The sequence below is a fragment of the Oceanicaulis alexandrii DSM 11625 genome (genome assembly GCF_000420265.1).
Taxonomy (GTDB): domain Bacteria; phylum Pseudomonadota; class Alphaproteobacteria; order Caulobacterales; family Maricaulaceae; genus Oceanicaulis; species Oceanicaulis alexandrii.
In genome coordinates this window covers 1,418,879-1,432,868 of the sequence record NZ_ATUP01000001.1, presented here as the reverse complement: position 1 = coordinate 1,432,868, position 13,990 = coordinate 1,418,879, and the positions used below count along the sequence as shown (strand labels likewise).

Annotated in this window: 13 protein-coding genes; 9 read left to right on the top strand and 4 right to left on the bottom strand. The window is 62.4% G+C overall.

Translation table 11 applies throughout. The features are described from left to right. The first annotated feature begins 74 nt into the window (after positions 1–74). Entirely contained in the window at positions 75–1,247 is a 1,173-nt protein-coding gene (gene metK / locus G405_RS0107015) for a methionine adenosyltransferase (protein ID WP_022700805.1), read from the top strand. 83 nt (positions 1,248–1,330) lie between these two features. Further along, on the top strand, positions 1,331–2,035 hold the full coding sequence (trmB, locus tag G405_RS0107010; RefSeq protein WP_022700804.1) for a tRNA (guanosine(46)-N7)-methyltransferase TrmB: 705 nt from the start codon (positions 1,331–1,333) through the stop codon (positions 2,033–2,035). A 2-nt stretch (positions 2,036–2,037) separates the two neighbouring features. Here the strand turns inward: trmB and G405_RS15280 are convergent, their stop codons facing one another. After that, positions 2,038–2,673: a hypothetical protein gene (locus G405_RS15280; protein WP_022700803.1), complete on the bottom strand. Its 636-nt coding sequence runs from the start codon at positions 2,671–2,673 to the stop codon at positions 2,038–2,040. A 218-nt stretch (positions 2,674–2,891) separates the two neighbouring features. Here G405_RS15280 and rimP point away from each other — a divergent pair, with 218 nt between their 5' ends. From rimP to infB, 4 genes are all read left to right on the top strand, one after another. Further along, the gene (rimP, locus tag G405_RS0107000; RefSeq protein ID WP_022700802.1) at positions 2,892–3,428 is read left to right on the top strand and encodes a ribosome maturation factor RimP; all 537 of its coding nucleotides are present in this window, start codon (positions 2,892–2,894) and stop codon (positions 3,426–3,428) included. Between the two features lie 19 nt (positions 3,429–3,447). Further along, the gene (gene nusA, locus G405_RS0106995) at positions 3,448–5,184 is read left to right on the top strand and encodes a transcription termination factor NusA (protein WP_022700801.1); all 1,737 of its coding nucleotides are present in this window, start codon (positions 3,448–3,450) and stop codon (positions 5,182–5,184) included. Then, a complete protein-coding gene (locus tag G405_RS0106990) occupies positions 5,181–5,822 on the top strand; it encodes an RNA-binding protein (RefSeq protein ID WP_022700800.1) in 642 nt (213 codons plus the stop codon). Before nusA ends, G405_RS0106990 begins: the two co-directional genes overlap by 4 nt. A 137-nt stretch (positions 5,823–5,959) precedes the next feature. Continuing rightward, positions 5,960–8,566, top strand: a complete 2,607-nt coding sequence (gene infB / locus G405_RS0106985; protein ID WP_022700799.1) for a translation initiation factor IF-2 — start codon at positions 5,960–5,962, stop codon at positions 8,564–8,566. A gap of 180 nt (positions 8,567–8,746) precedes the next feature. Here the strand turns inward: infB and G405_RS0106980 are convergent, their stop codons facing one another. Continuing rightward, positions 8,747–9,277, bottom strand: coding sequence for a phosphoribosyl-AMP cyclohydrolase (locus G405_RS0106980; RefSeq protein ID WP_028284603.1), 531 nt, complete (start codon positions 9,275–9,277; stop codon positions 8,747–8,749). A gap of 122 nt (positions 9,278–9,399) precedes the next feature. On the opposite strand from G405_RS0106980, the gene G405_RS15275 reads away from it, so the two are divergent. Then, on the top strand, positions 9,400–10,329 hold the full coding sequence (locus G405_RS15275; protein WP_022700797.1) for a LysR family transcriptional regulator: 930 nt from the start codon (positions 9,400–9,402) through the stop codon (positions 10,327–10,329). Between the two features lie 12 nt (positions 10,330–10,341). Here the strand turns inward: G405_RS15275 and G405_RS0106970 are convergent, their stop codons facing one another. After that, on the bottom strand, positions 10,342–11,190 hold the full coding sequence (locus G405_RS0106970; protein WP_022700796.1) for a phytanoyl-CoA dioxygenase family protein: 849 nt from the start codon (positions 11,188–11,190) through the stop codon (positions 10,342–10,344). After that, positions 11,187–11,828, bottom strand: a complete 642-nt coding sequence (locus tag G405_RS15270; protein ID WP_169447503.1) for a TetR/AcrR family transcriptional regulator — start codon at positions 11,826–11,828, stop codon at positions 11,187–11,189. The genes G405_RS0106970 and G405_RS15270 overlap by 4 nt, the downstream gene beginning before the upstream one ends. Before the next feature lie 173 nt (positions 11,829–12,001). Between G405_RS15270 and G405_RS0106960 the strand changes: the two genes are divergently transcribed. Together G405_RS0106960 and G405_RS0106955 are read left to right on the top strand one after the other, a co-directional pair. Beyond that, positions 12,002–13,456, top strand: a complete 1,455-nt coding sequence (locus G405_RS0106960) for a TrkH family potassium uptake protein (protein ID WP_022700794.1) — start codon at positions 12,002–12,004, stop codon at positions 13,454–13,456. A gap of 24 nt (positions 13,457–13,480) precedes the next feature. After that, positions 13,481–13,942 carry a DMT family transporter gene (locus tag G405_RS0106955; RefSeq protein WP_022700793.1) on the top strand — a complete coding sequence of 154 codons (462 nt, stop codon included), beginning with the start codon at positions 13,481–13,483 and terminating at the stop codon, positions 13,940–13,942. Positions 13,943–13,990 lie beyond the last annotated feature (48 nt).

Here is a 13,990-nt window from a genome sequence, read left to right as displayed (position 1 = left end):
GTCGGGTCTTGCTTTCCGTGCGCCAATAGGCTTTAAGCCAGCCATATAAAGATCGCTTTATATGGAGCACGCTGTTGGCCCGTTCGTCTTACCTTTTTACCAGCGAAAGCGTGTCCGAGGGTCACCCGGACAAAGTATGCGACCGCATTTCCGACGCGATTCTGGACTTGTTTCTGTCCAAGGATCCGGTGGCCCGTGTGGCGTGTGAAACGCTGACGACCACGAACCGTATCGTTCTGGCGGGCGAGGTGCGTTGCGCCGGCGCGATCAAGGATGACGAGATTGAAGCGGCTGCGCGCCGCGCCGTGCGTGATATCGGGTACGAACAAGACGGCTTCCATTGGGAGACCGCTGACGTTCAGAACTATCTGCACGAACAGTCCGTGGACATCGCCCAGGGCGTGGATGAAGGCTCCGGGTCGTTCGCCGATGAAGGCGCAGGCGATCAGGGCATCATGTTCGGGTTCGCCTGTGATGAAACGCCTGAGCTGATGCCGGCGCCGATCACCTATTCCCACCAGATCCTCAAGGAGATGGCGCGGCAGCGTAAGTCTGGCGAACGTCCCGAGTTCGAGCCGGACGCCAAATCCCAGGTGACCTTGCGCTATGAGAACGGCCGTCCGGTCGGCGTGACCTCCGTGGTCGTCTCCACCCAGCACAAGGACGGCGTGAGCCTGGACGACGTGCGAGAGCTGGTGCGTCCGGTCGTCAAATCGGTGCTGCCCGAGGGCTGGTTCCCGCCTGAAGACGAGTTCTATGTCAATCCAACCGGCAAGTTCGTCATTGGCGGACCTGATGGCGACGCCGGTCTGACCGGTCGCAAGATCATCGTGGACACCTATGGTGGCGCGGCGCCTCATGGCGGCGGTGCGTTTTCGGGCAAGGACCCGACCAAGGTGGACCGCTCCGCAGCCTATGTGGCGCGATATCTCGCCAAGAACGTCGTGGCGGCTGGTCTGGCGCGCAAATGCACCATCCAGCTCAGCTACGCCATCGGCGTGTCCAAGCCGCTCTCGGTTTATGTCGATACGCACGGAACCGGCGATGTGGATGAAGCCAGGCTGGAAAATCGCCTGCGAGAGCTGGTCGATCTCAGCCCGCGCGGCATCCGCACCCATCTGGGACTGAACCGTCCGATTTATGAGCGCACCTCGGCCTATGGTCATTTTGGCCGCACGCCGGACGCGGATGGCGGCTTCTCCTGGGAGAAGACCGATCTCGTCGACGCGCTGAAATCGCTGGCGTAAGCGCCTCGAACGGACTGTGCAGGGAGCCGGGTTGTTTCAGCCCGGCTCTTTGTTTTTTTGCGCAGGGCCGGTAAAGGGCCGTCATGACCCAGACTCGACCCGACGCCCAATCTCAAGACCGTCCCCAGAACCGGCGCCTGTATGGCCGCGCAAGCGGGCACAAACTGACCGAGCGTCAACAAACGCTGGTGGAGACGCGCCTGCCGGCTTTGCAATGGCCCGATGAAGGTGATCTGGACCCCAAGGCGCTGCTTCCTGGCTTTGAGACATACGTGCTGGAAGTGGGCTTTGGCGGCGCCGAGCATTTGATCGGTCAGGCGCAACGCGCGCCAAAGACCGGCTTTTTCGGAATTGAGCCGTTTCTGAACGGTGTTGCGAAAGCGCTGGTGGGCATCGACGATCACGATCTCAAGAACGTGCGCGTCAAACGCTCGGACGCCCGCGATGAAATGATCCGCATGCCCGATGGGGCGTTCGAGAAGATCTTCTTGCTGTTCCCTGACCCCTGGCCGAAAAAGCGTCACGCCAAGCGCCGTTTCGTTCAGCCCGACACCGCGGCCGAGTTTGCACGTCTGTTGAAGCCGGGCGGGCGTTTGCGCGTGGCGACGGATGTGCGCGCCTACGCCGATCACGCCCTGCCGATCCTGATGGATACGGAGGGGCTGACATGGACGGGCGAACAGGCGTCAGACTGGCGTGAAAATCCGCCCGACCACATTGTCACCCGCTATCAGTCCAAGCATCTGGGCGACATCGAGCCGGTGTTCTTTGATTTCCTGAAGATCTAGCTCTAACAGGCGCCCGAATAGGCGTCGGCATAGGGCGCGTCCCAGCAGGTCAAAAGCCGGTCGACCACATTCAGATTCTGGGGTTGCTCCACATAGCCATCCGGCATGCGAATGTGTGGATTGTCGGCGAGGAACTGACGGCGTGCGGCCATCTCCTCCTCGCTGGGGGGCATGGTCGCAAGGGCGGCCCGCGCCGCCTCCGCCGCCGCTCGGTCCCTGCGCATGAAGGCGATGGTGGCGTCGACATAGAGATTCCAGTCGGCGTTGGAGAAGCGGGCGGCGTCGAAATAGGCGATGGCCTGTTCTGTTTCGCCGCTCATGGCGAGCATTTGTCCTGCATGCCAGCCGATTACGCCGGGCCGCTCAGGATTGAAATGCGGCGACTGATCCATGTAAGCGATCAGCAGATCCGCAGCGGCTTGTTCGCAGCCCGGCTGATCGCCGACAGGTCGCCAGCCGCCTGAAAAATCCTGATCAAAGGCGTTTTGCTCCAGCGCCATAAGCGATAGAAACCGGGTCTCATCAACGCCGCAGCCAGCCAGGCGCGTGCGCGCGTCCGGGGCAAGGGCGTCAAAACTCGGTGCATCCTGGGCGAGCAGTGTCAGTCCCAGCGTGAGCGCGGTCAGTGCGATAACCATGGTGAGCCTCCTGTTGGATCTTCATTGTCCGCGAATGTGCGGGCGTGAGGAGTTAAAGTATGGAAAGGTGGCTGAGCCCGCCCCATTGCTTTTTTGTGGATCTGCAAGTATAAGCCCCGCAACAGTTCGATATGCCGGACGGCATGTTCGAGCGGCTCGGCATCCGGGCCGCTTTTTTCGTACTCGCAGTCCGGACCAGACACAGATATTTGACGCCCATGAAAGCACGCAGCCCTCAAGACCAACGGATCCTCGAGATCGCAGAACCGATCGCCGAAACGCTGGATCTTGAGATTGTGCGCGTGCGCGTGATGGGCGGCAAGAAGACCCTGGTTCAGATCATGGCGGAGCGTCATGACGGGACCATGGTCGTGGAAGACTGCGCGCGCCTGTCCCGCGCGCTGTCGGACGTTTTCGAGGAGACGGATCCGGTCTCTGGCGAGTATGATCTTGAAGTGTCCTCGCCAGGCATTGACCGTCCCCTGACCGCGCTGTCGCATTTTCAGCGCTGGGAAGGCTTTGAAGCCAAGATCGAGCTCGATCGCCTGGTGGAGAACCGCAAGCGCTTCCGCGGCATGCTGGCCGGGATCGAGGATGAGAACGTGCTGATGGATCTGGCGGGCGAGGAAGACACGGCTGTCATCCCGTTTGACTGGATTGCAGACGCCAAGCTGGTGATGACCGACGCTCTGGTGGAGGCGAGCCTGAAGGCCCGCGGTCCCATCGAGGGCGAAGACGGTCAGGCCGACGAGTAGAACGAGAAGGAACGCGGATATGGCCATCGGGGTCAGCGCCAACAAGCTGGAAATCCTGCAAATCGCCCGCGCGGTGGCGCAGGAGAAGATGATCGACGAGTCGATCGTGCTGGAAGCCATTGAAGAGGCGATCCAGAAGGCGGCCCGCTCGCGCTATGGCGCGGAGCTCGACATCCATTGCAACATCAACCCCAAGACCGGCGAGATGCGTCTGACCAGCCGCACGACCGTGGTTGAAGAGGTTGAGAACGAGGCGCACCAGATCACGCTGGATGAGGCCAAGAAACGCGATCCCGAAGCCGAAATCGGCACCTTCTACGAAGAAGAACTGCCCCCGATCGAATTTGGCCGCGTCGCATCGCAGACCGCCAAGCAGGTGATCACGCAGAAAGTGCGCGAAGCTGAACGCCAGCGCCAGTTCAACGAGTACAAGGATCGCATCGGCGAGATCGTCAACGGCATCGTCAAGCGCGTCGAATACGGCAATGTGATCATCGATCTGGGCAAGGCGGAAGCCATTATCCGTCGCTCGGACGGCATTCCGCGCGAAAGCCTGCAGGTCAATGACCGCGTGCGCGCCTATATCTATGACGTGCGCGAAGAGACCCGCGGTCCGCAGATCTTCCTGTCACGCGCGCATCCGGACTTCATGGCCGCCCTGTTCGCGCAGGAAGTGCCGGAAGTCTATGAAGGCGTGATCGAGATTCCGCGCGTCGCCCGCGATCCGGGCAGCCGCGCGAAAATCGCCGTTATCTCCAATGACAGCTCAATTGATCCCGTCGGCGCCTGCGTGGGCATGCGCGGCAGCCGGGTCCAGGCTGTCGTCAACGAGCTGGCTGGCGAAAAGATCGACATCATTCCGTGGAATCCCGATCCCGCGACCTTCATCGTCAACGCCCTGCAGCCGGCGGAAGTCGCCAAAGTGGTGCTCGATGATGAAGCCGAGCGCATCGAAGTGGTCGTGCCTGACGACCAGCTCTCGCTCGCCATCGGCCGTCGCGGCCAGAATGTGCGTCTGGCCAGCCAGCTGACCGGCTGGGCCATCGACATCCTGACCGAGGAAGAAGAATCCGAGCGCCGTCAGAAAGAATTCTCGGTTCGCACCAGCACCTTCATGGATGCGCTGGATGTGGATGAGGTCATCGCCCAGCTGCTGGCCACCGAAGGCTTTGCTGAAGTGGAAGACATCGCCTTCGTCGATCTCGAAGAAATTGCGGTGATCGAAGGCTTTGACGACGACACGGCTCAGGAAATCCAGACCCGGGCGCGTGAGTATCTCGACAAGCGCGACATTGAGCGAGACGCCCGCCGCAAAGAGCTGGGCGTGGAAGACGCGGTTCTTGAGGTCGAAGGCGTCGACCTGCCGATGGCGGTCAAGTTCGGCGAAAACGAGATCTGCACCATTGAGGATCTTGCGGGTCTGACCCCGGACGATCTGCGCGGCTGGTATGAGACGCGCGATGGCGAGCGCGTGCGCGAGCCGGGCATCCTGGAAGGCTCTGACATGTCGGCGGAAGACGCCGAGATGCTGATCATGCGCGCGCGCGTGATCGCCGGCTGGATTTCCGAAGAGGATCTGCCGCAAGTTGAGCCCGAGGCTGAAGAGGTTGAGGCCGACGCCCTTGACGAAGAGGCTTCCGATGTCGATCTGGAAGACATCGACCTTTCCGATCTGGAAGCAGAAGCGGAAAAGCTGGGTGTTGATCTGGCTGACCTCCTGGACGCTGACACGACGGAGGAAGACGAGAAGTCGTGAGCCGCGGGGCGCGACATGGCCGATCCAAACCGGTGCGCGAACGCCGATGCGTCGCCACCGGAGAGGTGAAGGGGGAGGAAGACCTCCTTCGCGTGGCGCTGAGCCCTGAAGGGCGCGTAACCCCCGATGTGGCTGCGCGCTTGCCTGGCCGAGGCGGTTGGGTGACGGCGGATAGGGCCCTGGTCGACAAGGCTGTGAAAAAACGCCTGTTCAACCGGGCGTTCGAGCAACCGGTCGAGGCCCCTGACGATTTGGCCGATCAGTTCGAAGCGCTGCTGAAAGCGCGCGTTCTGAACCTTTTGGGGCTGGCGAGACGCGCCGGCCGGCTGGAACTGGGAAGTGATGCGGTGCGTTTGGCGCTGCAGACCGAGCCAGGACCGGCGTGGAGATTGGAAGCCAGTGACGCCGCCCCTGACGGGCGCAAGAAGCTGGACCACCTGGCGAAGGCGATCGAAAGCGACGCGCCGGTGCTGGGATGTTATGACGCTGACGCCCTCAGTCGGGCCTTGGGCGTTGGGAATGCGGTTCACGGGGCTTTGGCCCAAGGACCGGAAGCGGCGGGGATTTCCGCCCTCGCGTCGAAGCTTGCAGGGTTCGTTAACCTCGATCCTGCGGGCCCAGGCGCACAGAAGAGTTGAAACGCCTTGGAAGCTGGCTAGTTTAGCGGGCCTTCAGGCCGGGTCTTCCCGGAGGCGACCTGAACAGATGACGGACCCTGGCGCACGCGGCGGCCGGGTTCCGCCCGAAGATGTCTAAAGCCGCGGCAAGGACGCTTATGAGCGACGCTGACGAACGCAATAATTCGGGCCGCAAGCCTCTCTCCATCGGTGGACGTTCCTCTGGAACCGTGCAGCAAAGTTTTGCGCGCGGACGCCAGAAGTCTGTCGTAGTGGAGAAGAAGCGCAAGCGCCCCGGGCCTGCCGGCAAGGACGCCGCGACGGGCAAATCCGGCGCGCCGCTGACCCAGAAAGACAAGACGCGCGCGGCGCTGGCCGCCAAAGCCAAGCAGCTGGGTCTGTCTGAAGAAGAACTGATCAAGCGCCAGCAGGCCATTCTGCGCGCCCGCTCCGAGCAAGAAGAGCGCGCCGCCAAGCAGAAGGTCGAAGAGCAGGCCCGTCAGGCGCGCGAAGACGAAGAACGTCGCGCGCTCGAGGACATGCGTCAGCGCGAGAAAGAAGAGCGTCAGCGTCGTGAAGACGACGAGCGCCGCGCGATCGCTGAAGCGGAAGCTGCGCGTCTCGCCGCCGAACAGGCGAAGATCGCCAAGCCCGCCAAGAAGTCTGCGCCGGCTGACATCGAGCAGCCCGAGGAACCGTCTGGCAAGACACCGTCTCGCAAGGCGGACAAAGGCAAGGACAAGGCCGATCGCGGCGATGCCGAGGATACGCGCAACATCCTTGAGTCCATGGGCGGCCGGGTGAAGTCCAAGAAAGACGCGCCGGGCGGCGACAAGGCGCAACCTTCGCGCACCAAAGAGCCCAAGCGCCGTCAGGGCAAGCTGACCATTCAGAACCTCGTTGAGGATGATGAAGGCCGTCAGCGTTCGCTGGCGTCCATGCGCCGGGCGCGCGAGCGTGAAAAGCAGCGTCGCAGCCAGGGCGGCCAGTCGCGCGACAAGGTCGCTCGCGAAGTGGTCGTGCCTGAAGCGATCACCGTTCAGGACCTCGCCCAGCGTATGGCCGAGCGTGCGGCGGACGTGGTGAAGTTCCTGATGACCCAGGGTCAGATGGTCCGCGCCAACGACATGCTGGACGCCGACATCGCCGAGCTGATCGTCGAGGAGTTCGGTCATACCGTGAAACGCGTCGCCGAGGCGGACGTGGAGACCGGCTTCATCTCTGATGAGGATCCCGAAGACAGCCAGAAGCCGCGCCCGCCTGTGGTGACGGTCATGGGTCACGTCGACCACGGCAAGACCTCGCTGCTCGACGCCCTGCGGTCCACCGATGTGGCCGCTGGCGAAGCGGGCGGGATCACCCAGCATATCGGCGCCTATCAGGTTGAGCTGAAATCCGGTGACAAGATCACCTTCCTGGATACGCCAGGTCACGCAGCGTTCTCCTCCATGCGCTCTCGCGGCGCCCAGGCGACCGATATCGTGATCCTTGTCGTGGCCGCTGATGACGGCGTCATGCCCCAGACCATCGAGGCGATCAGCCACGCCAAGGCGGCCAACGTGCCGATGATCGTGGCCGTCAACAAGGTCGACAAGCCCGACGCCGATCCTCAGAAAGTGCTTCAGGAGCTGCTTCAGTACGAAGTGTTCGTGGAAGACATGGGCGGCGACGTTCAGGCGGTGCCGGTCTCGGCGCTGAAGAAAACCGGCCTTGATGAGCTGATGGACGCCATCAACCTTCAGGCCGAGATCCTGGAGCTCAAAGCCAACCCGGATCGCTCTGCGGAAGGCGTTGTGATTGAATCCCAGATCGACAAGGGCCGCGGCCCGGTTGCGACCTGTCTGGTCAAGCGCGGCTCTCTGAAGCGCGGCGACATCGTCGTGGCCGGCGCCCAGTGGGGCAAGGTGCGCGCGCTGGTCAACGAGCGCGGCCAGCAAATGAAAGAGGCGGGTCCGTCCCTGCCGGCCGAAATTCTCGGCCTCGACGGCGCTCCGGAGCCCGGTGAAGTCTTCGCCGTGGTGGACAGCGAAGCGCGTGCGCGCGAGCTGGTGGAATACCGCGAACGCGTCAAGCGAGACAAGGCTGCGGCGGCCCGGACGGGCGGCGGCGCATCGCTTGAGCAGATGATGGCCAAGCTGAAGTCCAACGAAGTTCAGGAGCTGCCGCTGCTGATCAAGGCGGACGTGCAAGGTTCGGCCGAAGCGATCATCGGCGCCCTGGAAAAAGTCGGCAACGAGGAAGTCCGGGCCAAGATCGTCCATGCGGCCGCCGGCGGCGTGTCGGAAAGCGATGTTCTGCTGGCCCAGGCCTCAGGTTCGCCGATCTTCGCGTTCAACGTCCGCGCCAACAAGCAGGCGCGCGACCTGGCCGAGAAAGAAGGCGTGGAGATCCGTTACTACTCGGTGATCTACGATCTGATCGACGACGTGAAAGGCACGCTGGAAGGCATGCTGGCGCCGGAAAAACGCGAAACCTTCATCGGTTACGCCCAGGTGCTGGAAGTCTTCAACATCACCAAGACCGGACGCGTGGCGGGTTGCCGCGTGACCGAGGGTGTGGTGAAGCGCGGCTGTGGCGTGCGTTTGCTGCGTGACGATACGGTGATCCACCAGGGGCATCTGTCCACGCTGCGCCGCTTCAAGGACGAAGTGCCTGAAGTGCGCGCCGGCACCGAGTGCGGCATGGCGTTCGAGAACTATCAGGACATTCAGGTCAACGACGTGATCGAATGTTTCGAAGTCGAGGAAATCCAGCGCTCGCTGTAGACCTCGCTTTGATGGACTGGAAATGATTAAGGGCGGCTCATAGAGCCGCCCTTTTTCGTGCGTCTGACCGGAGTGGCGAGGGGACATTGCTCCAAACAGGGCAGTCCGCACGATCCGTGGTCGCAAGCCTTGATGAGGGCGCAGCGCGAGGGGCAGTCGACCCGCGCTGCGTTGCCCGATCTAGTTCGGGGTGTAAGGCAGCGAGGAATGGTGAAGGACGATTTTCAGCGCGCCGTCTTCATCCTGAACATAGCCGAAGCTGTATTCCACCTTCACTTCTTCGCCTTCGGTGGTCGTGAAGAAGTAATTGCCCATGGCCATCGCGCTGTCAGAATCGATGATTGTGGCTTCATTCTCCCAGCGCACCTGGGTGTAGGGCGCGATGGCGAAACCGCCATCTTCCTCGATCTCACCGCCAACGAAGTAGGAGAGGGCTTCGTCGAAGTCGCCCCGGAACTGGTCTTCAGACGCCAAAGTCGGTTTGAACAACACCGTGTGTCCGTCATAGGCGTAGAACTGTTCGATATGCGCGCGCGCAGCAGCCTCGTAGTCTTCACCGGCAGTATAGGCGGCGCCGATCGCGACGATACCTGCGCCCCAGGCCTCTTGAGCGGCCTGAACATCAGCGCCCGTGATCGCATGATCGGAGGCCTGCGCGGCGCCCAGCGCCAATGTCGACGCGAGCATGGCGGAAACAGTGAATGTTTTCATGACAATCCCTTTGCTGTGGAGGGCGTGTCGCCCATACGCACTGAGCTAGTGGGGCGTTGCGATGTTTGCTAATGGAAACTATGCCTTAGATTGATAGCTTCAGGGCATGGATAGGGGTGGATATGCGGCCGACGCTGCGCCAGATCGAGTATTTTGTGACCGTGGCGGAGCTGTGCTCTTTCCGTAAGGCGGCGGACAAGCTGGCGGTCACTCAACCCAGCCTCTCCAAGCAAATACAAACGCTTGAAGCGGAGTTGGGAGTAAGCCTGTTTGAGCGGTCATCGCGACAGGTCACGCTCAGCCAGCCCGGCCAGGCCTTGCTGGAAGACGCCCGCGCCCTGCTCAATCAGGCCCATGGATTCAAGGCGAAGACGAAAGAGCTGCGGACGCGGCAGGCCTATCATCTGAACGCGGGGGTTTTGCCCTCCATCGGCGCCTATTTCATGCCGCGATTTACGCAGCGTTTGCGGTCGGTTTTTCCCGATCTGCAAATCAGCTTCATTGAAGGGCCCTCCCAGGAGCTTTTGGGAAAGCTTGCTCAGGGGGAGGTGGATTTTGTCATCGCCTCACGCGGACCGCAGGCTGATTTCTGCACCAAGTCCCTGTTTGAAGAGACGCTGTGGATTTGCAGCACGCCGGAAGATGAGCTGATGCAGCCTGTGGAGCCGGCGCCGCTCGAGGCTCTCAAAGGACGCAGGCTTGTGACGCTGAGCCCGGATTTTCACCTGTCGGAGATTGTCGCTGAATTGGCTCAGAAGGCTGGCGCCGAACTCAGCACCGAGTATCGCGGATCCAGTCTGGACGCCATCCGGCAGATCGCGGCGCGCAGTTCTGCTGTTGCGGTCCTGCCCAGTCTTTATGCGCTCGGCGAGGCGATCCGGGACCCTGCGTTCCGGGTTCGCCGTCTGGCGCACCCGGACGCCATTCATCCGGTGTTGCTGTACTGGCGGCGGACGGTGCGAGACCAGGCGTTTTATGAGCGCCTGGCCGTTGAGATCATCGCCGAGAAGATGGCGATTCGGGACGAACGCGCCCCGCATCTGCGGGTTTGAGTCCAGGCAGGATCAGGGTGACGGATCCAGAAGCCGGTTGGGGTGCATGCCGTTCACATGGCCCATGAAAGGGGGATGGATCTGATAGCCCAGGAGTGACGGCAGAGGCGCATCAAGGGTTCTGACGACGTCTGGCGGCACAGACAGGCTCATATTCTCCTGGGTCCGCAGCCAGGGCGCGCAATATTGCGCGGTCAATGCGAGTCGGCTGTCGCCGGTCGTGTTCTCGCCGCCCGCATGCCAGAGCCCGCCATGAAAAACCAGAGCGTCGCCCGGCTCCATGACGGCGGGCGTCCAGGGGTCTTCAGGGCCGGGACGGCGGTCGGAAGCCCAGCGATGGCTGCCGGGCCAGATACGCGTGGCTCCATTGTCTTTCGTAAAGGGATCAAACGCCCAGATCGCAGACAGACCATGGCGGGCGTCCGGCCGCATGTCCGGGTAGAACCCGTCATCGGCGTGGGGCAGCTGCGGCGTTTCCCCAGGCCCGATATTGATGGCGAGGCTGGCGGACAATAGCGGTTGGGCGTGGAGCCGTGCTTTGAGAATCCCCAGGATTTGCGGATGGGCGATCAGCAGGTCCAGGGCGCGTGTCTTGGCTAACACCGCATACGCACGCTGGGTCTTGAAGCCTTCAAAATCATTGCGGCCCGTCGGACCCAGCAGGTTGCGCAAAGCGGCCTCAGCGGTCTCGCGCACCTCATCGCTCAGCAGCCCCTTCAAAATGACATAGCCGTCGCGATCATAGGCTTTGAGCAGATCACTGGATGGCGGATGGCCAATCACAGCGGTCTGTTTGTGCTTCCCGGCTAGGTCCGCCGTGAACAGATCGTTCTGACTTTCAAGGGTTCGGGTCTCGCTCATGACTTGCTGCCCTCTCTCAGTCCCAGGCTCTGGGCGATCAGGATCCAGATGGCGTGCGCGAGTTGGTCCACATCCGGATTGGCGGCGTTTTTGAGCGCCATCGACATGCATTGCCGCAAGCCTCCCAGCACGAAGGCTGCGGCGATCTCGGGATCGGCTTGCCGTGGCAGGTCTCCGTCCATCTGGCCTTGTGAAATATTGCGCGCGCCACGCTCGATCAGCATGGCCATGCAGACGCTTTCGGCTTGCATGACGCTGCTGGAACGGCCCAGCGGGCCAAACAGGGTGCGGGTAAACGGCTCTTCCAGGAAAAACCGGACGACCGCACGCACGCGCTGCACTTCACGCTGGGCCCAGGTTTCGCCCCGAAAGTTCTGGTTCGCAATGCTGGCGTACCGGTCATAAAAATCTTCCACGACGGCCGCGACCAGACCGTCCTTGGAGCCGAAATGATGATAGGCGAGTCCGGCTGAGACGCCGGCGCGGTTGGCGATATCGGTGATTTCGGCTGCTCCGGCGCCCTCAATCAACGCGCCGCGGGCTGCATCAATCAGTTTTTCTCGCGTGCGCCGACCCCGCAGGGTGGGGGCTGACAGGGGGCCAGGCTGACCGGATGTCATGGGTGTCAGGACGTTCATCATCACCTCCAGACAAAAATTTGAATTGAATTCAATTCAAATTCAAGTCCGGGGATATCCCTTGTTCAGGAGGCGACAGACTTGAACCCCTTCAAACACAGGTCTAAAGACCCCGCCTTATCGCGACATGGCCGTTCCTCCGGCGGTTCCGGATGGGCGTTGGAGGTGCGCGCATGATGCCCCATTTGCGAAATGTGTCCCTGATCTGGGGCGTCTTGTGTCTGGGCCTGGCTGTTTTGGCGGGCCTGCATATGGCGGCTTCGCACCTTCTGGTTCATGACGGGGCCGGCGAAGGGTTTGCCGCCTGCATGCTGATCTCCGGCTTTCTCGGCGGCGTGCTGACGCTGGTCGGGCTGGGAGAGCGCGCGCGGCTGGGGTTTCGCGGCGCTGTGATTTTGACCCTGGGCGCCTGGTTCGGCCTGCCTTTGCTGATGGCGATCCCGTTGCATGAAGAAGCGGTGGGGCTGAGCATCACCGACGCCATCTTTGAAACGGTCTCCGGGCTCACCACCACGGGCTCGACGGTGATCAGCCATCTGGAGGCGCAGCCGCCCAGCTTGCTGGTTTGGCGCGCCCTGTTGCAATGGATTGGCGGGATCGGGATCATCGGCCTGTCCATCGCCATCCTGCCTTTGTTGCGCTCAGGCGGAATGCAATTGTTTCATCTGGAATCCTCCGATCGCTCACCGGACAAGCTGATCGCCCGGCCCGGTCATCTGGCGGGCGTCATCGCCGGGCTTTATCTGGCGCTGACCTGTCTGTGTGCATTGGGGTATGTCTTCACCGGGATGAGCAGGTTTGACGCCGTGCTGCACGCCCTGACCACTGTGTCCACAGGCGGCTATTCCACGACGGACCAGTCCATGGGCGGCTTTTCCGCCGGCGCGCAATGGGTGGCGATCGTCTTCATGCTGGCGGGCGCCATCCCGTTTCTGGCCTATGTGAGAGCGGTCAGCCGTCATGAAGGCCGGCGACCGGGCGCCTTTGAAGAGATCATGGGCTTGCTGGCGATCGTGGCTCTGGCGAGCGGATTATTGTTCGCCGCCGAGCTGGGCGGTCCGCCCGAGCATCCTGACGCTCTGCGTCTGGCGCTGTTCAATGCGGTCTCTGTGCTTACGACCACCGGGTATGCAGCGGGCGATTACCAGCTCTGGGGACCGCTGGCGATGGCCACGATCTTCTTCCTGACCTTTCTGGGCGGGTGCGCCGGCTCGACGGCGGGCGGGTTCAAGGTCTTTCGCATCCAGATCATGCTCAAATCGACCTGGGCCAGTCTGCAGGCCGCCTCCTCGCCCCATGCGATCACGGTGGCCCATCATGCCGGACGGCGTCTGACGCCGGCGGACAGCGCCTCGGTGGCCTTGTTTGCAGGATTGTATGTGGCGTGCTTCGCGGCGGGGGCGGTCGCGCTGTCCGCCTTCGGTCTTGATTTTCTGACCGCGGTGACCGCCTCGGCCACCGCCATTGCGAATGTGGGGCCGGGCCTGGGCGAGGTGATCGGACCGGCGGGTAATTTCTCGACGCTTCCCGATCCGGCAAAATGGATTTTATGTCTGCAAATGCTGTTGGGGCGTTTGGAGATCCTGGTGGCGCTCTATGTCCTCACTCCGCGCTTCTGGATGCGCTGACCCGGCTGTGAAGGAGGCTGTTCCATGCCGATCAACACGCTCGCCCCGTTTATCCTCACCGTCATCGCCGGCGCCATGGTCGCCGCGCAACCGGCGTTCAACGGTCAGCTGTCCGGGCATCTGGGGTCGCCCTTGCGTGCGGCGCTGGTCAGTTTCACCGCCGGGGCGCTGATCATGCTCGCGGCGGTGTCGGTGCTGGCCTATCGCGCCGGCTGGCCCAGTCTTGAGCGGATCAGCAACACCCCGCCGCACCTGTTTGTCATCGGCGGAGCGTTGGGGGCGGTGTTTGTGACCACGGCCTCCTGGGCGGCGCCGAAGATCGGCACGGGATCGTTCTTTGCGCTCTTGTTCGCCGCCCAGCTGATCGCGGCCATGGCGATTGACCATTTCGGCCTGTTCGGGATTGAGGAGCGCTCGGTGACCCTGCTGCGCATTCTGGGCGCCGGCTTTCTCAGCGTCGGGGCCTGGCTGGTGGTCAATCACTAGGCGCGCCGCCCTTGCATAACAGGGCTGGGCGCTGTACACACCCGCCCT

Coding starts and splice junctions, on each gene's coding strand:
- trmB (WP_022700804.1), top strand. CDS start 1,331: ATGACCCAGACTCGACCCGACGCCCAATCTCAAGACCGTCCCCAGAAC.
- G405_RS15270 (WP_169447503.1), bottom strand. CDS start 11,828: ATGAACGTCCTGACACCCATGACATCCGGTCAGCCTGGCCCCCTGTCA.
- G405_RS0106980 (WP_028284603.1), bottom strand. CDS start 9,277: ATGAAAACATTCACTGTTTCCGCCATGCTCGCGTCGACATTGGCGCTG.
- G405_RS0106970 (WP_022700796.1), bottom strand. CDS start 11,190: ATGAGCGAGACCCGAACCCTTGAAAGTCAGAACGATCTGTTCACGGCG.
- rimP (WP_022700802.1), top strand. CDS start 2,892: ATGAAAGCACGCAGCCCTCAAGACCAACGGATCCTCGAGATCGCAGAA.
- infB (WP_022700799.1), top strand. CDS start 5,960: ATGAGCGACGCTGACGAACGCAATAATTCGGGCCGCAAGCCTCTCTCC.
- G405_RS15275 (WP_022700797.1), top strand. CDS start 9,400: ATGCGGCCGACGCTGCGCCAGATCGAGTATTTTGTGACCGTGGCGGAG.
- G405_RS0106955 (WP_022700793.1), top strand. CDS start 13,481: ATGCCGATCAACACGCTCGCCCCGTTTATCCTCACCGTCATCGCCGGC.
- nusA (WP_022700801.1), top strand. CDS start 3,448: ATGGCCATCGGGGTCAGCGCCAACAAGCTGGAAATCCTGCAAATCGCC.
- G405_RS15280 (WP_022700803.1), bottom strand. CDS start 2,673: ATGGTTATCGCACTGACCGCGCTCACGCTGGGACTGACACTGCTCGCC.
- G405_RS0106960 (WP_022700794.1), top strand. CDS start 12,002: ATGATGCCCCATTTGCGAAATGTGTCCCTGATCTGGGGCGTCTTGTGT.